The sequence below is a fragment of the Chitinophaga sancti genome (assembly GCF_034087045.1).
Taxonomy (GTDB): domain Bacteria; phylum Bacteroidota; class Bacteroidia; order Chitinophagales; family Chitinophagaceae; genus Chitinophaga; species Chitinophaga sancti_B.
In genome coordinates this window covers 7,856,880-7,875,307 of sequence record NZ_CP139247.1, presented here as the reverse complement: position 1 = coordinate 7,875,307, position 18,428 = coordinate 7,856,880, and the positions used below count along the sequence as shown (strand labels likewise).

Genomic DNA, 18,428 nt, shown 5'->3' with positions numbered 1-18,428 from the left:
GAATACGTTATTATGTTGGCGCGGCAATAATTATTGAGGAACAACCGGTAACGTAAAATAGATTTTGTTGATGTTTACAAACGTTTACGTGTCAGCCGCAAAAAGAAACTGTAAAGGATCAGCAATATACAAAATAGAACAGCCGCCTTTGACAATAAGTCTCCATATTTTACATAGAACGTCATATAATTGCCTGGTGTTACACTTGCTTTTAAAACGCCCTCCTGCCAGTAAGGAAGAGATGCTGTAATATTTCCCCCGGGATCTATGAATGCCGAGATGCCGGTATTGGCACTTCTGGCCACCCAACGACGGGTTTCAATAGCACGCAGACGGGCATATTGCAGGTGCTGACGGTGGCCTTCGGTATTTCCCCACCAGCCATCATTGGTCATAATAAAAAGAATGTTCGCACCTTTTCTTACATGCTCAGCCACAAATTCCCCATATACAGATTCATAACAGATAGTCGGAAATACCTTTATGTTGGCAGCCTTGTTTTCCATGATTGCTACACCCGGTGTACGGCCATAACTACCACTAATACCTCCAAGATCCAGGGCCAGGTAATCCATAAATTTCAGGTAGTGAACATACGGGATCAACTCAACACCCGGCACCAGTTTAGATTTATGATAAACCTGGACCAGGTTCGATGTGTCTATAAGCACACCGGCATTGAATACATCATATACCATATCACCATCAGCATTATGGCGGGCAGATGTAGAGGGTTCATCATTTTTCTCATAGCGCTTCAGTGTAACGGCTCCTGTTACCAGACTGGCTTTTGGATATTTGTGTAATAATAACCGGATCCTTTGCGTATAGTTTTCGTAAGCGATTTTGTCTTCCCACGCACCATGTACAAAAAGGGCTGTTTCAGGCCATACGATAAAAGCGGTATTGGAGTCAATTTTCTCTTCAGTGAGCTGAAGCATTTTATTAACTTCCAGCGATTCATTTTCATCTGCAAATTTATCGTAAGGGTCAATGTTGGGTTGTACTACAACGACTTCGGTAGTTTTTTGAGGAGCATGCAACCCTGTGTCAATGAAACCACTTATCAGCAAAGGCACTACCAGTATCAATACCGGTTTCCAGATCTGTTTTACAACAGGCCGTTTGTAAAATTTATACTGAAACCAAACATGGTAAATCGCAAGGTTAGTAACCAGTATCCATAGTGTACCACCACTTACGCCTGTATATTCATACCATTGTACCCATGTAGGATGCATGGCAAAAGCGTTGCCAAGGCTGAGCCATGGCCAGCTAAGTTCCCATTGCAGGTGGATGTATTCAAACGTCATCCAGTAGACAATGAACGTAAAATAAGCAAGGGTCGGGCTCACCCATTTACGGGTTCTGCGGTATCCCATCACGGGTACAAGCATGAACAGGGTATTGAGCAGATTGGCGGCTACACCGCTGGCAGGCACGGTGGTATTGCCTACCCACCAGGTAGTGGCTACATTCCAGCAGAAGAGTAACAGGAAGGCGCATCCGAAAAAGCGGCCCCTGTTCTCTACAATATCCGCCAGGCGAAGCAGGGGGATAAATGCAATGAAAATCAAAAAGGTGAGGGGTGAGGTGGGCCATGCTGCCCAGAGGAGCAGGCTGCCTGTAAGGCTCAAAATAGCGGGTAAATAACGTTTTGCCATAGCGGGTCAAAAATAAGGATTATGACTAAGCGGCATCAAAATAAAAAAGGAGGAAACATAAAAGTAAAATGAGACGCTGCGGATCGCTTAAAAAACTACCTGGCTCCGTCGGGTACCCAAATAAAACATGCACGAAAGAGGGTATTCACCAACGGGTAATGAAAACCATTTTCAAAGAAAACCCTCATGAACCGAATTCACAAACGACTATGAAAATGGTGGTACCTTCGACAAAAGTACTACCATGGAACAATCACATATCAGTTTTGAACAGGTTGTGAGTCGTGGCTGTGGCCTCGATGTTCACCAGGAGAATGTAGTAGCTACCATCAGGGGTGATAATTTGCAGGAACAAACCCGCACTTTTAGCACCTTCACAAGTTCACTTAAGGACCTGGTAGCCTGGTTGGAAGAATCGGGCATTACACATGTCGCAATGGAGAGCACGGGTGTTTACTGGAAGCCTGTTTTTAATATACTAGAACCTCACTTTGAACTTATTTTGGTCAATGCCCGGCATATTAAATATGTGCCGGGTCATAAGACTGATCGTAATGACAGTGCCTGGATTGCAAAATTATTGCTAAGCGGGCTACTAAAAGGAAGTTTTATTCCACCCCAATACACTCGTGAATTACGGGAATTGTACCGATACAAACGTAAAGTAATAGGCCAACGCTCCAGTGAATATAACCGATTACAGAACATTTTAGAGACTGCCAATATCAAATTGAGCAGCGTTGTCAGTGATGTGTTCGGCATAAGCGGCTGGTCAATGATCTCTGCTATTATTGATGGAGAACAGGATCCCATGATATTGGCCAATCTGGCCAAAGGTAGGCTCAAAATCAAGAAGCAAGAACTTATTCTTGCTTTAGAAGGTAATCTTAATGAGCATCACCGTTTTATGCTCAACCTGTCTAAAGCTGCTATCTTACAGCTAAATGAACTGCTTTGTCAGGTAGATAACCGTATTGATCAGTACTTAAGAAAATGGGAAGAAGAAGTAAAATTACTTCAGACTATTCCCGGAGTACAAAAACAAACAGCTACAGCCATCTTAGCCGAAATAGGTACAGATATGCATGCCTTCCCAAATCAGCATCATTTAGCCAGTTGGTGTGGCTTATGTCCGGGTAATAATGAAAGTGCCGGAAAAAAGAAAAGTGAACGTATCAATCATGGCAACAGTTCTCTTAAAACAGCACTGGTGGAGGCGGCCTGGGCCGCTGTACATACAAAGGAATCTTATCTGAAAAGAAGATATTACTCTTTAAGTGTGCGAAGAGGTAAAAAACGTGCTCTTATCGCCATTGCACACAAAATCCTCATTGCCACTTATTTTATACTCAAAAATAGAGTGCCATATATGGAACCGGATAATCAGGAGTGGCTTAAAAAAAGAAAGCAGGCGCAGATAAATAATTATCTCAGGCGCCTGCGCGAGCTTGAGGCATTACCCCCATCTCAATAAGATTACTAAGTTACAAAAATCGACCTCTTATTGGTGCTTTTTAAGCCTGTAAAGAAAACTGATTTAAGACTCTAAGTACAAACGATTGTTGCTATAAGCACGAAATGAAAATTTTAAGCATATAGAGTCATATCAAAATTATGACACAGACTAACTATTTTCAATGAAAAAGGGAGTGTATCAAAAGTATGATACACTCCCTTCCATTATCTTACCATTAATTATCTGCTATAGTTCGGTGCTTCCTTGGTGATCACCACATCATGTGGGTGATTTTCCTTTACGGTAGCCGAAGAGATCCTGATAAACTGTGCAGCCTGTAGTGCTTTGATATCTTTAGAACCAGTCAGACCCATACCAGCACGAAGACCACCTACATACTGCTGAATCACTTCACCCAGGTTACCTTTGTAAGGTACGCGACCTACGATACCTTCTGGTACCAGTTTCCTGATATCATCTTCATCCTGGAAGTAACGATCTTTGGAACCTTCTACCATCGCTTCCAGAGAACCCATACCACGATATGATTTGAACTTACGTCCTTCGTAGATGATAGTTTCTCCAGGGCTTTCTTCAGTACCAGCAAAGATAGAACCAGCCATTACGCAGGATGCACCTGCAGCGATAGCCTTCACCATATCACCGGTATAACGGATACCACCATCTGCAATAACCGGTACACCCAGTTTTTTCAGGGCAGTAGCTGCATTCATTACAGCAGAGAGCTGAGGGAAACCAGCACCTGTTACTACACGGGTAGTACAGATAGAACCCGGTCCAACACCTACTTTCACTGCATCAGCACCTGCTTCAGCCAGTGCCAGTGCACCATCGCCGGTAGCTACGTTACCTGCAATCACCTGTAATTTAGGGAAGGTTTTCTTCAGTTTTCTCAGACCATTCAGTACACCTACTGAGTGACCGTGTGAGCTATCGAGACATACTACATCTACACCAACGTTGATGAGTGCCTGTGCTCTGTCCAGTACATCGGGAGTGATACCTAATGCGGCGCCTACAAGAAGACGACCATATTCATCTTTGATGGCATTTGGATAGCTGGTCAGCTGCAGAATATCACGGTAAGTGATTAATCCTACAAGTTTACCATTCTTTCCAACTACTGGTAATTTCTCGATTTTATTCTGTTGAAGGATCTTCTCTGCTTTCTTCAGATCGGTACCTTCTGGTGCAGTTACAAGGTTCTGAGAAGTCATTACTTCGCTTACTACGCGTTTCATGTTCCTTTCAAAGCGCAGGTCACGGTTGGTAAGGATACCAACGAGTTTTTTGCTTTCGTCTATGATAGGAATACCACCGATGCTGTTTTCTTTCATCAGGCGGAGCGCTTCCCCGATAGATGCATTTGCATGCAGAGTCACCGGATCGAGGATCAGCCCGTTTTCACTACGCTTTACCTTACGTACTTGCTCGGCTTGTTTTTCAATGGACATATTCTTGTGCAGAATACCGATGCCACCCTGGCGTGCCAAAGAGATAGCCAGGTTAGCTTCTGTAACGGTATCCATGGCAGCAGAGACCATTGGAATGTTCAGGCGTAAAGTTTTAGTAAGTTGCGTGCTGATATTAACGTCTCTGGGCAAGACTTCAGAGTAGGCTGGAACCAGAAGTACATCGTCAAAGGTAAGTCCGTCCTCTACAAATTTCGGTTTTGATTTTCCGGCAGGCATGTTGCAACTATTTGTCAGTTATTAAATAATTGCACGCAAATCTACAGCTATTTAAGTTAATAGAAAAATTGTTGTGACGCTGGTCATCCCCATGCCTAATTTTAAATCAGGTCAAACCAGCTGGTAGCGCTGCCCCGGTGTACTTCTTAACAATTTATTCATTTCCAGCTGAAAGATCACGGAGGCTACTTTGCTCTCCGGCAATGGACTTCTGCTATATATATGATCTATATGAAAATGCTCACTCCTGTTAAAAAGCGCTAATATCTGCCGCTCCTCTTCTTTCAGTTCCTCCTGTATCTCCTGCTGCTGAGGCATTACGGGCTTCCTGACCGCATCATCCCAGTTCATGGCCTTCAATATATCTTCTGCATCCGTAATCAGCATTGCCTGATTATTTTTTATCAGGTGATGACATCCCGCTGATTTCGGATCTCCTACACGCCCCGGAATAGCAAATACATCCCTGTTATAACTATTGGCAATATCTGCGGTGATCATTGATCCTCCTTTTATACCACTCTCTATCAATACGGTAGCATCCGACATCCCTGCCACTATCCGGTTCCTTTTAGGGAAATTAGGCTTATCAGGGGTGGTGTCTCTGCCATACTCTGTAAGCAATCCCCCTTGTTCCACCATCTGCCTGGCGGTATTTGCATGTACATCAGGATAGATCCTGTCCAGTCCATGCGCCAGTATGCCAATGGTAGGCATACCATGCTTCAGTGCCGTAGCATGGGCAAGCACATCTATGCCATAGGCCAGTCCGCTCACTACCATAATATTACTGGATTCCAGCCCCGCTATCAGATTTGCACACACTTCCCTGCCATGTGCCGTAGGTGTTCGTGTACCGATCACATTAATGATACGAGTAGCATTCAGATTTGCATTCCCTTTATAATATAGCAGAAATGGATGATCATAACAATGCAGCAACCTTTGTGGATATAGTGGAGATTGAAAACTGATGGCTGCAATCTGGTACTTTTCCAGGAAATTCATTTCCCTGTCTACCCAGCGAAAATCATTAAACTGCCTGATGGCATTCGCTCTTACTTTCCCCAGCATAGGCAGGCTTTCCAGCTCTCTTCGGCTCGCTTTAAAAATGTTACCTGCATTTTCAAAGTAAGTGGTTAACTGTTGTGCTATCTTATTCCCTATCTGTGGTATTTTCGTAAGTGCAATCTGATAACGTGTTTCTTCCTGCATTTCCCTACTTTTGTGGTCAACTAATTTAAGTTACAATTTTAATTTCATGTTTTTATCAAACCGCCTCACTTTTCTCCTCGCATTCTCCCTCTTATTCGCATGCAAGGCACCGAAACCAGTTGCACAGCATACGGCCTTAGTGCCTTATGGACCTGCATTTGCGGCCTTATGGCAACAACGTTCTGCTGAATATAAAGCCCTCTGTTTTCAGGCATACAACATCGCCCGTCTTCGTCTCAACGAAGATCTCCAACACAATTTTACAAAGCCAATGGCGATTGTTACAGACATTGATGAAACAATTTTAGACAATAGTCCTTACAATGTACATGTTGCGTTGAAAGGAGAAAATTACAGTGACAAAACCTGGCAGGAATGGACCAGCAAAGCCGCTGCTGATACCGTACCCGGGGCATTGTCCTTCTTAAAATATGCAGCTGAAAAAGGGGTGCATGTTTACTATATCACAAACCGTTCAGAAGCAGAACGTAGCGTAACATTACAAAATTTACAACGCTGGAATTTTCCTGATGCAGATAATGAACACCTGATCCTAAAAACAACAACTTCCAGCAAGGAAGAAAGACGTTTGCATGTAGCACAAACACACGAAATCATTTTGCTGATGGGGGATAATCTGGGAGACTTCTCCGCCATCTTTGAAAAGCAACCAGCTGATAAAAGAGAAGCGGCTACAAAGCAATCTGCTGCTGAATTTGGGAGCCGGTTTATTGTGTTGCCAAACCCCATGTATGGCGATTGGTTACCGGCATTGTTCCAGTATAATTATAAACAAAATATCGATTCAATATTGCAAACGCAACTAAGAAATTATTAAGGCCATTAGTCAGGCCCACGGCAGTGCCGCCGGAGGCCTGCACAAAATTAAAAAGGCGTCTTCGAAGAAGACGCCTTTTTAATTATAACTTAATAACCTTAAACTCTGTTCGCCTGTTCTGCGCCCTTCCTTCCGGCGTTTCATTATCCGCCACCGGCTTACCTTCTCCATATCCTTTCGCCACTAACCGCTCAGGTTCTATCCCTTTCTGCACCAGATATTGCACCACTGCCTGTGCGCGTTTATCAGACAGTGTCAGATTGATCTGATCATTACCCACATTATCCGTATGCCCGCTTATTTCCACGATCATCGTCGGGTTTTCTTTCATCAATCCAACTAACCTGTTCAACTCTACAAAAGACTCCGGTTTCAATGTAAACTCCCTGCTGGCAAAGAACACATTGTTCAATACCATAATTGCACTTGTATCCAGTGGTACCAAAGGCACTTCTCTGAAATAACCAGTATCCTTATCTGCACCTTTCAGTGAGAAATTCTCAGAATAGAACAGGTATCCTTTCCTGTTTACATTCAGACCATAATCCCTGCCCACAGGCAATGCCACCAGGTAATTACCTAACAGGTCACTTTTGATACTCGCCATTGTCTGCCCTGTCTCCAGGTCCTGCAGCTCAATATTTGCCACCAGGCGTTTCTGGCTCTTTTTATCAAACACATATCCTCTTACATACAATGTCTTCAACGGTCTTGCTGCAGGATACAATTCAAAGCTGTAAATATCCAGCGATCCACGGCTATCCGTACGATCAGAAGCATAATACGCCGTTTTACCATCTGCTGCTACCACCAGGCTTGATTCTTCATCTGTGGTATTAATCGGGTACCCCATATTCACGGCTGGTCCCCAGCTACCATCCGCTTGTCTGCGGGAGTAGAACAGGTCCATACTACCAAAACCCTCATGCCCGTTGGAGGCAAAGTACAATGTCTGGTTATCCGCATGAATAAAAGGTGTTGCTTCGTCGCCAGTTGTATTGATATTAGGTCCCAGTCTTTCCGGAGTACCCCATCTGCCATTGGCTTGCAACTGGCTCATAAAGATATCGGAACCCGCATCTGTTGTGGCCCTGGAAAAATACAAAGTCTGTTTATCAGGAGAAAGACAAGGTTGTGACTCCCAGTCCCGCGTATTAATCGGGTTACCCAGGTTCATGGGTTCTACCCAAAGACCTTCTTCTGTTCTGATGGCATAGTAGATATCGCAGCTGCCACGTCCATTTGGAAAATTACAACCTGTAAACACCAGCATATTCCCATCCTGCGAAATGTTCTGCGCACCTTCATTGAAAGCGGTAGAGTTAATAGGTGCACCCATGTTATACGCTTTCTTCCAATGCATGCTGTCGTCTCTTTCTGACACATAGAAGTCCTCGTTCTTACCATTCACTCTGCGTGTAAAAACAAGCATCTGGTTATCGATGGTCAGGGAGGGGAAGTATTCAGCATCTTTGGTATTGATATTATCGCCCAGGTTAATGGGGGTAAAAGGTACCGGGTGAGCTGCTTCTCTGGCGGCGTAAGTATAAGTTTTCTGGAGGGCCTGGGCTTTTGGATTATTGATCTTTCCTGTTGCAATATAGAGATTGATATTCGTAAGGGCTTCACTAAATCGGCCAACACCTGCCAGGGCTTTGGAGTAAGCCATCAGGGCCGGTCGGATAGAATTGCTATCCAGCCGTCTGAGGGTTTCAAAACTAGTGATCGCCTCATTGTATTTTTTCAACTCTACATAGGAAATTGTCATTTGTCCATAGGCGTCTGCAAATCCAGGCTCAGCCCGTATCGCTTCCTGCAAATAAATAATAGCATCTTCCGTTTTATACTCCGAAACCGCCAACTGTGCATTGTCAAAACTCTTCTGTGCTTTTTTCTTAGCGTTATCATAGGTTACTACCTGAGCATGCACACCCAGGCAAATCACAAGACAACTCAGCAATATTGGGAATTTAGCCATAACTCATGATTGGGAATGTGGGTCCAATATATGAAAAAATCGCCAGATGAATGCCTTTCTATCAGATAATCAATGCGATTACATATTTTTTTCTCAATAAACGTAATGATCTGAACGTGTATTGTACTTATGGCACATTAATGTATTTGTGCACCTGAAGGGAGAGTTGCCACCTAGGGTTGTCCTTGATATAGTCGATGATAAGGGGAGTCATTTCAGCCGCTTTATTCCATTCCGGCTGAATATATAGTTTACAATGAGGGCCTGCCAGTGCAGCATATTTCTCAGCCCAGGCAAAATCACTTTTATGAAAGATTACCACCTTCAGTTCATGAGCCAATGCACAGATCTCAGGCAGTGGCGCCTTGAATTTCTTAGGAGACAAGGTAATCCAGTCCCAGTTTCCGGAAAGGGGAGATGAACCTGAAGTTTCAATATGAGTGCGGAAACCTGCTGCATGCAAATCTGCTGTCAATGCATCCAGGTTGTGCATCAAAGGCTCACCACCGGTGATCACGGCAATGCGGCCGGGGTAGCTCGCTGCCTCGCCCACGATATCCGTGAGTGCCAGCTGTGGATGACGATCTGCCTCCCAGCTATCCTTCACGTCACACCAATGACAGCCTACATCGCAACCGCCGAGGCGGATGAAATAAGCTGCACAACCCTGATAATTACCTTCACCCTGAATAGTGTAAAAGCGTTCCATTACCGGGAGCGTGCGTACGTTTGGATATGTGGCAGTCGTTGACATAATGCAAAGGTACGCATAATGCCGTTAGCCCTATGCGTACCATCTATTCTCTATAATTAGTTCATATTACCTTTCTGACCTACAGCCGCATGGTAGGTATTCTTCAGGAGTGCTGCGATGGTCATTGGACCTACACCACCCGGAACCGGCGTGATATAGCTGCATTTTTCAGCAACTTCATCAAAGTTCACATCACCTACCAGTCTGTGACCAGATTTCTTAGAAGGATCAGCAATACGGTTGATACCTACATCCACGATAGCAGCACCTTCTTTCACCATATCAGCAGTCACGAAGTTCGGACGACCAATAGCAGCAACGATGATATCTGCCTGGAGACAGATTTCTTTCAGGTTTGCAGTCTGTGAGTGAGTGAGGGTAACGGTGCAGTTGCCAGGGTAGGTATTTCTGCTCAGCAGGATGCTCATAGGCGTACCTACGATGTGACTGCGGCCGATCACTACAGCGTGTTTACCTTTTGTTGGAACTTTGTAGTGTTCCAGCATCAGCATGATACCGTAAGGTGTAGCCGGGATAAAAGTAGGCAGGCCACTGACCATTTTACCAACGTTTACCGGGTGGAAACCGTCTACGTCTTTGCTTGGATCGATGTTATTGATTACAACTTCTTCATTGATGTGCTTTGGAAGCGGTAACTGTACAAGAATACCATCAATATCTGCATTTTCATTCAGGAGAGTGATATTGTCAAGCAGATGTTTTTCGGAAATTTTTTCATCGAAACGCAGCAGGGTGGAGTGATATCCGATCTCTGCGCAGGACTTAACTTTTGAAGCAACGTATGTTTCGCTGGCGGGATCATTACCTACCAGAATAGCAGCCAAGTGAGGAACTTTCTTGCCTAAAGCCTTCAGTTCCGTTACTTTTTCTGCCAGTTGGGCTTTGATAGCCGCTGATACCAGTTTACCGTCTAAAATTTGCATGCGCAAAGTTAGGCTTAATTGAGAAAATTAAAAACAAAAAAGCATCTGCCAGCTGGCAGATGCTTTTTTTATATACGAATAAGTTTAATCCCAATGTTATTTCCCGTCCCTCACAAGTTCCGCAAAACAAGTTCCCCGCCTTCAAAATTTCAAATTTAGGTAACTTGTCTTGCTCTATATAGAACTTGATAAATAATAGTGGAAATTTTAAAGGCAGGCTTAGGAGCGTAATATAATCAATTTTTCGGAGATGCGGATAAAATTTCCGGATCAGCCTGGGCCGCATATTTTTTAAAGTTTTGTACAAACCTGTTAGCGAGGTCTGCCGCCTGTTTGTCAAAAGCCGCTTTATCAGCCCAGGTATTGCGAGGATCCAGCATTTCTGTCGGTACCCCCGGGCAATGTTCCGGTATACCAAAGCCAAAGAGTGGAAAATCTTTATAAGCAATCCTGTCCAGTTGGCCATTGAGCGCTGCAGACACCATCGCCCTGGTATATTTCAATGAAATACGCTGACCAGTGCCATAAGCACCACCTGTCCACCCGGTGTTGATCAGCCACACCGCTACTTCCTGTTTTTTCAGTTTCTGCCCCAGCAGTTGTGCATATTGCACAGGGTGCAGCGGCAGGAACGGAGCACCAAAACAGGAGCTGAAAGTAGTAGTGGGTTCTGTTACCCCCGTCTCTGTACCCGCTATCCTGGCTGTATAGCCGGATATAAACTGGTACATAGCCTGTGCCGGTGTCAGTCTTGATATGGGAGGTAATACCCCAAATGCATCGCAGGTCAGGAAGAAAATATTGGAAGGGATATTTCCTATTGAAGGAATGACCGCATTGTCAATATAATCCAGTGGATAAGATACCCGTGTATTTTCAGTTATACACTTATTGGCAAAGTCTACTTTATTAGTCCCTTCGTAACACGAGACATTCTCCAGCAGTGCACCTTCGCGGATCGCTTTGAATATCTGCGGCTCCTTTTCTTCACTCAGGTCTATACACTTTGCATAACAGCCACCTTCGAAATTGAAGATATGATGGGAAGACCAGCCATGCTCGTCATCGCCTATCAGTTTGCGTGCAGGATCTGCGCTCAGGGTGGTTTTTCCTGTACCACTCAATCCAAAGAAGATCGCCGTATCTCCCTGCTCATCCTGGTTGGCAGAGCAGTGCATGGGCAATACCCCATGCATTTGTGGTAGTATATAATTAAGTATGGTGAAAATGCCTTTCTTGATTTCTCCGGTATATGCCGTACCACCAATCAGCACTATTTTACGTTCAAAACTAATGGCTGCAAAATTTTCCTGCCTGGTTCCGTCCAGAGCTGGATCTGCCAGGAATCCAGGGGCCTGGATCACGGTCCAGTCTGCATGCAGATCCTCCAGTTCTTCGGTGGAAGGACGCAGGAACATATTATAGGCAAAGAGGTCGGCCCAGGGAGTTTCTGTCACTACCTGGATATTGATGCGATAAGCAGGATCAGCGCAGGCAATGCAATCCCGTACCCAGATCTCTTTTCCCTTAAAATAGGCGGTAATTTTTTGGTACAGCCCATCAAAATGATCGGCAGACATGGGAATGTTAAAGTCATTCCAGTTCACTGTTGCAGTAGTAAGTGCATCTTTAACGATGAACTTATCTTTAGGAGAGCGGCCGGTAAATTTCCCGGTGTTTACGGACAAGGCTCCGTTGGCTGTGAGGGCTCCCTGTTTCCGTGCCAGTGTTTGCGACACCAGCACGGCAGGTGCTGTCTGATAATAGATAGCTGCTGTATGCTCAATTCCTATAGCTGATAGGATAGCATCAGGGTTCCTTACGCTGCTAACTTGCATAGTAAGATTGTTTTGGTGTGTTAAAGCAAAGCTGCGTCTTTTTTTGAAATTATCAAATTAATAGCCCTCTGTTAACGCAAATTTAGAAAAAATAGATGCTAAATGGATGTTCAATTAGACAAATTCTAAAATGGCCGGGGCTGTTTTGCTGGAAACAGTAATTAATTATGGGCTGTAAATACACTTATCCTCATCCATTGTACACGCATATTCACCTCTTCAATTTTACTTCCTAAAATTTCAGTAGGTTTGACGCGTGTTTTAATCAATAGGATCAATTATGAAAAATTTGCCACTGGATTCACAGATTTTCATCAAAAATCGCCAGCGCTTTATTGCGGAAATGCAACCCAATTCCATTGCAATCATCAATTCCAACGATGAGTTGCCCAGCAATGGAGACGCTTTATACAGATTCGAGCAAAACCATGACCTGTACTGGTTGACGGGTGTTGAGCAGGAGGATACCATGCTCATTTTATACCCGGACAATCCGGATCCTAAGTACAGGGAAGTGCTTGTATTAGTACGTCCAAATGAGTTGAAAGAGAAATGGGATGGCTACCGTTTGCGTAAAGACGAGGCACTGGCTGTATCGGGTATAGCTACGGTTATCTGGCTGGATGTACTGGATGGATTATTACAACCCTGGATTCACGAAGCCACTAATATCTATTTAAATACCAACGAGAATAACCGTAAATCCAGCCTCATTGCTGTCAGGGATTATCGCTATGCACAGGAAATGCGTGCCCGTTATCCTTTGCACAACTACCTGAGAGCGGCTGTTATTTTCAAAAAACTGCGTGCAGTTAAGACACCTGAAGAGATCAAAGTACTGCAAACCGCGATTGACATTACAGAAAAGGCACTTCGCCGTCTGTTCAGGTTCATTCGTCCAGGTGTATATGAGCACGAAATTCAGGCAGAGATCATACACGAATTCCTTTCTAACCGTTCAGATGGTGAAGCCTATACTTCTATCATTGCCAGCGGCGACCGTGCCCGCACCCTGCACTATGTTTCCAACAACCAGGAGTGTAAAGACGGCGAACTGGTACTGATGGACTTCGGTGCTGCTTATGGTGGTTACAATGCAGACCTGACACGTACCGTACCGGTGAATGGTAAATTCACTCCCCGTCAGCGTGAAGTATACGATGCCTGCCTGCACCTGCATAACTATGCTAAATCAATCCTGAAGCCAGGACTGACCATTGCAAAATATCATGAAATGATGGGGGAAGAAGCAGGAAAAGTGTTCGTAAAAATCAACCTGCTGAAGGAAGAAGATATCAAAAACCAGGATCCTGAATCACCTGCATACCGCAAATACCTGTATCATGGTATCAGCCATCACCTGGGTGTAGGCGTACACGATTTAGGGCCATCTTTCTGGCAGCCAATTCCTGATGGCGCCGTACTGACCATTGAGCCAGGTATCTACATCGAAGAAGAGAAGATGGGGGTACGGATTGAAAACAACGTGTGGATAACATCAAAAGGCAATATAGACCTGATGAAAAATATTCCTATCACTGCTGATGAAATAGAATCTTTAATGAAAAAATAAGGTAATATGTACGCTATTGCGTAATATTAGCGTTAGATTTACCAAAAAATACAGAACCAAGGTTGTATCAAAAGAAAATCCTGCCCGGTTTAACCCGGATACCTGATGGGGGAGCACCTTTGTTTATGCAATTCTCTGCGCCGCCAAATTACTTTTGATACAGCCTGCTGGACTATTACAATGAAACAACTTCCTAACATCCTTACACTGGGTAATTTGTTTTGCGGAGCGCTGGCAATTATTTACATCCTGCATGCACCACAATACATCGCTGAATTCAATGGACATGACTACGCCGTAACGAATCCTGCACCTGTCTACTGGGCATCCGGGCTGGTAGTACTGGCTGCGATATTTGATTTTCTGGACGGGATGGCTGCACGCCTGTTGAAACTAGGTTCCCCATTTGGAAAGGAGCTGGATTCACTGGCAGATATCGTGACGTTTGGTGTAGTGCCGGGTATGATCTTCTTCCGTTTGTTGCGTAGTGCTTATATGCAGATGCCGGATGTATTTGACGTATCTTATGTCAACCTGGCTCCGGCCTTGCTGGTGCCTTGTTTTGCAGCATTTCGCCTGGCTAAGTTCAACCTGGACACCCGTCAGTCAGAGAATTTCATTGGGGTGCCTACCCCGGCAGTAGGATTGCTGGTAGCGTCTTTCCCATTAATTATGCTGTACAATCCATATAACCTGGCGCATTACCTGCAGAATATCTGGCTCCTGTATATTATGATAGTAGTGCTTTGTTACCTGATGGTGGCAGAGATGCCGATGATGAGCATGAAGTTCAGGAATTTCAATCTTTCACAGAATTGGCCACGGTTTCTACTGTTGATATTAGCAATATTGGCAATACCAGTATTAAAATTTGCAACAGTGCCGTTTGTATTTGTTTTATATGTCGTATTATCAGCGGCGGTACGTCCTGCTACAACAGCTAAGTAAATAGCAATTCTTCCTGAATAGTATTTCTTTTTTCATATAAATATTGGCCGGCATGCTTCATGCCGGCCAATATTTATTTATAAGCCGAAGGAAATGGCTTCCCCGAAGGGAAAGCCATTTCCTTCGGCTTATAAAATACCATCTACAGCCCTCCTCAAACAATCCCAGCTTGTTTTTTGCGATTTATGTATTAGGTTTGCGTCAAAATTTTAGAAAAAATGACGTTTACTGCACATATCAACGTGATGCCACTGAAAGAATTACTGGATCCCCAGGGAAAAGCGGTAATGAGTGGTTTAAAGAATCTTGGCATTACCCAGATCAATGATGTGAGAATCGGGAAACATATTATTCTGCATATAGAAGCTGCTACAAAAGAAGAAGCACAGACCCTGGCTGAGAACGCCTGTCAGAAACTGCTGGCCAACCAGGTAATGGAATCTTTTGAAGTAACTATTCAATAAATAATTAATAAGGCTGACTTTCATGCGCTAAAGCTCACTTTAGCTGCCAGAAGTCAGCCTTACGTGTTTTATTCAGGAAAGATGCACTACCGGTGGATGTTGCCGGTATTTCATACGCCATACGTTCTTTATGAAGCTTTATCTCGTTCCATCTCCCATAGGCAATCTTGCCGATATTACTTACCGCGCTGTAAAAGTACTGGAAGAGGCAGACCTGGTGCTGGCAGAAGATACCCGCACCTCTGGTGTGCTATTGAAGCACTACAACATCAATAAACCCATCACTCCTTATCATCAGCACAATGAGCACAAGGTATTGCAGCACCTGTTACAACAGTTACAGGCCGGCAAAACAATGGCCCTGATCACCGACGCCGGCACACCCGGTGTATCTGATCCCGGATTTTTGCTGGTGAGGGAATGTGTACGTGCTGGTGTACCTGTGGAATGCCTGCCAGGTGCTACTGCTTTTGTGCCGGCACTGGTCAACAGTGGTATACCTATGACCCGGTTTGCTTTTGAAGGCTTTCTGCCATTGAAGAAAGGCCGCCATACGCTGTTTACACAGCTGGCTACAGACGAACGTACCCTCGTATTTTATGAATCTCCACACCGCCTTGTAAAAACACTCGAAGATATGATCGGTTACTTTGGCGCTGACAGACAATGCTGCGTGAGCCGTGAACTGACCAAGATGTTCGAGGAAAATAAGAGAGGTACCCTGCAGGAAGTACATGACTACTTCAGGGAAAAAGGGATAAAAGGGGAAATCGTACTGATTTTACAGGGTGCTCCCGGCAGGAAAAAAGCACAGGAAGAAGAAGAATAACGCAGTATCTTCATGACAGGCAGGAGATTTGCAGTATCTCCCCACGTAAACGCAAAAGTTTAATCGAAAGCATAAAGCGGCCTACAGCTTAGACCCTGACCGGGGTATGTACCGCATTTGTCATACAACAAAATAGTATTAGGAAATGAAGCACATGTCAGTAGTTAAAGGCCTGATGGTGTGCCTGTTGGCAGCAGGTTTCGTCCCTGCGCAGGCACAGCCTGACCGTTGGCAACAACGGGTAAAATATGTTATGGATGTAAATGTAGATGCAACCACTAACCGTTTTACAGGTAAGCAAAAACTGGAGTATACCAATAACTCACCCGATACATTGTACAAGGTGTTCTATCACCTTTACTGGAATGCGTTTCAGCCTGGCAGTATGATGGATGTGCGTAGCCGTGAGCTGGGCAAAACAGTGATAGGTCGTGACGCCAAAGGCAATGAAAGGAGAGACTGGGATTACCGTGTAGCAGATAGGATCTCTAAATTCACACCAGAGCAAACCGGTTATCAGCATGTGCTTTCACTGAAACGTGATGGGGTACCACAGCCTTTCAATATGCTGGAAACCATCCTGGAAGTACCGCTGAAAAAGCCAATCCTGCCGCATAGCACCACTACCTTCGAAATGGAATTTGAGGCACAGGTACCGGTGCAAACCCGCCGTAGTGGCCGTAATAATTCAGAAGGTGTAGACTACTCCATGTCGCAGTGGTATCCTAAAATGTGTGAATACGATTACGAAGGCTGGCATGCCACTCCTTACATCGCACGTGAGTTCTACGGTGTATGGGGTGATTATGATGTGAAGATTGCGATGGACAAAAAATTCGTGATTGCAGCTACCGGCTATTTACAGAATCCTAACCAGATCGGTTATGGATATGAAATGACAGGCACCAAAGTAATCCGTCCTGCAGGGGAGAAGCTGAACTGGCATTTCATTGCAAACAACGTACATGATTTTGTATGGGCAGCGGATCCTGATTATAAGCACATCACCCAACAGGTAGATGGCTTTGTCGCACACTTCTTCTACATTGAGAATGATATCACCAGGGAAACCTGGCCTGCATTTGCAAAGATGATCCCACGTGCATATGAATATATCAAAGCACATTATGGTCCTTATCCTTATAAGAGCTTTAGCTTTATTCAAGGTGGCGATGGTGGTATGGAATACCCCATGGCTACGTTGATCATGGGCAATGGTAAACTGGAAGGATTATATGGATTGGGTGTGCATGAATGGATGCATAGCTGGTACCAGGGAATGCTGGGTACCAACGAAAGCCTGTATCCATGGATGGATGAAGGTTTCACAACATTTGCAGAGAACAATGTATTGTATCATACATTGGATTCTACCAAAGAATCATTTGCACAGGAAGGGTCTTACAATGGCTATTACAACCTTGTAAAAAGCGGGTTTGAAGAGCCAATGAGTACCCATTCTGATCATTACAATACGAACTATGGTTATACACAGACAGCGTACAATAAAGGCGCAGTGTTCTTAGAGCAGTTAGGTTATGTAATCGGTACTGAGAACAGGGATAAAGGATTGCTGCGTTATTATTCAGACTGGCGTTTCAAACATCCGAATCCAAATGACTTCATTCGTGAAATGGAGAAGGAGAGTGGGATAGCACTGGATTGGTACAAGCAATACTTAGTCTATTCTGTGAAGCATATTGACTATGGAATTGATACGGTTTTCACCAACGATAATAGCAAGACAGTAATTCGTTTGCGCAGAGTGGATAACTTCCCAATGCCGATTGATTTGTTGGTAACGACAAAGGCAGGTAAGAAGTTCATGCATTATATACCGCTGTCACTGATGTATGGTACAAAGCCCAATGAAGATGGTAATATTATGCGAACCGTGCATGATGCATGGAGGTGGACCAGCCCTACATACGATGTAGTGATTGATACGCCAATGAGTGATATAGGAGAAATAGTGATCGATCCCAGCTTACGCATGGCAGACATTAACCGCAGTAACAATACGTTGAAGTTGTAATTTTTAATAATAATAATGGAAGAGGGAGTTCCGGCTTTTAAACCGGGGCTCCCTCTTTTTATTCGGGTAAACTAGTGTATTATAAGTACACTATAAGGGCATCATAAGGTCACCTCAATATCGATTTGATATTGAGGTGACCTTTAAGTGGCGTATTAGTACTCATTTAGTGATAAAGCT

Annotated in this window: 14 protein-coding genes; 7 read left to right on the top strand and 7 right to left on the bottom strand. The window is 44.2% G+C overall.

Features of this window, described 5'->3' with window-relative positions; genetic code table 11:
- Window positions 1–74: 74 nt before the first annotated feature.
- Complete coding sequence (gene lnt, locus SIO70_RS31545) at window positions 75–1,664, bottom strand: apolipoprotein N-acyltransferase (RefSeq protein WP_320577657.1); 1,590 nt, start codon at window positions 1,662–1,664, stop codon at window positions 75–77.
- A gap of 244 nt (window positions 1,665–1,908) precedes the next feature.
- Here lnt and SIO70_RS31540 point away from each other — a divergent pair, with 244 nt between their 5' ends.
- Window positions 1,909–3,138 carry an IS110 family transposase gene (locus SIO70_RS31540; protein ID WP_320577102.1) on the top strand — a complete coding sequence of 410 codons (1,230 nt, stop codon included), beginning with the start codon at window positions 1,909–1,911 and terminating at the stop codon, window positions 3,136–3,138.
- Window positions 3,139–3,359: 221 nt separating this feature from the next.
- Here the strand turns inward: SIO70_RS31540 and guaB are convergent, their stop codons facing one another.
- Both guaB and dprA read right to left on the bottom strand, forming a co-directional pair.
- The gene (gene guaB, locus SIO70_RS31535; protein ID WP_320577656.1) at window positions 3,360–4,832 is read right to left on the bottom strand and encodes an IMP dehydrogenase; all 1,473 of its coding nucleotides are present in this window, start codon (window positions 4,830–4,832) and stop codon (window positions 3,360–3,362) included.
- 111 nt (window positions 4,833–4,943) lie between these two features.
- Window positions 4,944–6,047, bottom strand: coding sequence for a DNA-processing protein DprA (dprA, locus tag SIO70_RS31530; protein ID WP_320577655.1), 1,104 nt, complete (start codon window positions 6,045–6,047; stop codon window positions 4,944–4,946).
- A gap of 46 nt (window positions 6,048–6,093) precedes the next feature.
- On the opposite strand from dprA, the gene SIO70_RS31525 reads away from it, so the two are divergent.
- Entirely contained in the window at window positions 6,094–6,885 is a 792-nt protein-coding gene (locus SIO70_RS31525) for a 5'-nucleotidase, lipoprotein e(P4) family (RefSeq protein ID WP_320577654.1), read from the top strand.
- Window positions 6,886–6,967: 82 nt separating this feature from the next.
- Here the strand turns inward: SIO70_RS31525 and SIO70_RS31520 are convergent, their stop codons facing one another.
- From SIO70_RS31520 to pckA, 4 genes are all read right to left on the bottom strand, one after another.
- Window positions 6,968–8,863: an OmpA family protein gene (locus SIO70_RS31520; RefSeq protein WP_320577653.1), complete on the bottom strand. Its 1,896-nt coding sequence runs from the start codon at window positions 8,861–8,863 to the stop codon at window positions 6,968–6,970.
- 127 nt (window positions 8,864–8,990) lie between these two features.
- A complete protein-coding gene (locus SIO70_RS31515; RefSeq protein WP_320577650.1) occupies window positions 8,991–9,617 on the bottom strand; it encodes a 7-carboxy-7-deazaguanine synthase QueE in 627 nt (208 codons plus the stop codon).
- A 56-nt stretch (window positions 9,618–9,673) separates the two neighbouring features.
- Entirely contained in the window at window positions 9,674–10,561 is an 888-nt protein-coding gene (gene folD, locus SIO70_RS31510; protein ID WP_320577648.1) for a bifunctional methylenetetrahydrofolate dehydrogenase/methenyltetrahydrofolate cyclohydrolase FolD, read from the bottom strand.
- Window positions 10,562–10,797: 236 nt separating this feature from the next.
- A complete protein-coding gene (gene pckA, locus SIO70_RS31505) occupies window positions 10,798–12,399 on the bottom strand; it encodes a phosphoenolpyruvate carboxykinase (ATP) (protein ID WP_320577647.1) in 1,602 nt (533 codons plus the stop codon).
- 280 nt (window positions 12,400–12,679) lie between these two features.
- Here pckA and SIO70_RS31500 point away from each other — a divergent pair, with 280 nt between their 5' ends.
- The 5 genes from SIO70_RS31500 (at window position 12,680) to SIO70_RS31480 (ending at window position 18,248) form a co-directional block, all read left to right on the top strand.
- The gene (locus SIO70_RS31500; protein ID WP_320577645.1) at window positions 12,680–13,972 is read left to right on the top strand and encodes a Xaa-Pro aminopeptidase; all 1,293 of its coding nucleotides are present in this window, start codon (window positions 12,680–12,682) and stop codon (window positions 13,970–13,972) included.
- A 180-nt stretch (window positions 13,973–14,152) separates the two neighbouring features.
- The gene (locus tag SIO70_RS31495; RefSeq protein ID WP_320577643.1) at window positions 14,153–14,920 is read left to right on the top strand and encodes a CDP-alcohol phosphatidyltransferase family protein; all 768 of its coding nucleotides are present in this window, start codon (window positions 14,153–14,155) and stop codon (window positions 14,918–14,920) included.
- A 218-nt stretch (window positions 14,921–15,138) separates the two neighbouring features.
- Entirely contained in the window at window positions 15,139–15,384 is a 246-nt protein-coding gene (gene purS / locus SIO70_RS31490) for a phosphoribosylformylglycinamidine synthase subunit PurS (RefSeq protein ID WP_320577641.1), read from the top strand.
- Window positions 15,385–15,514: 130 nt separating this feature from the next.
- Entirely contained in the window at window positions 15,515–16,213 is a 699-nt protein-coding gene (gene rsmI, locus SIO70_RS31485; protein ID WP_320577639.1) for a 16S rRNA (cytidine(1402)-2'-O)-methyltransferase, read from the top strand.
- Between the two features lie 154 nt (window positions 16,214–16,367).
- Entirely contained in the window at window positions 16,368–18,248 is a 1,881-nt protein-coding gene (locus SIO70_RS31480) for a M1 family metallopeptidase (RefSeq protein WP_320577637.1), read from the top strand.
- The last annotated feature ends 180 nt before the right edge of the window (window positions 18,249–18,428 follow it).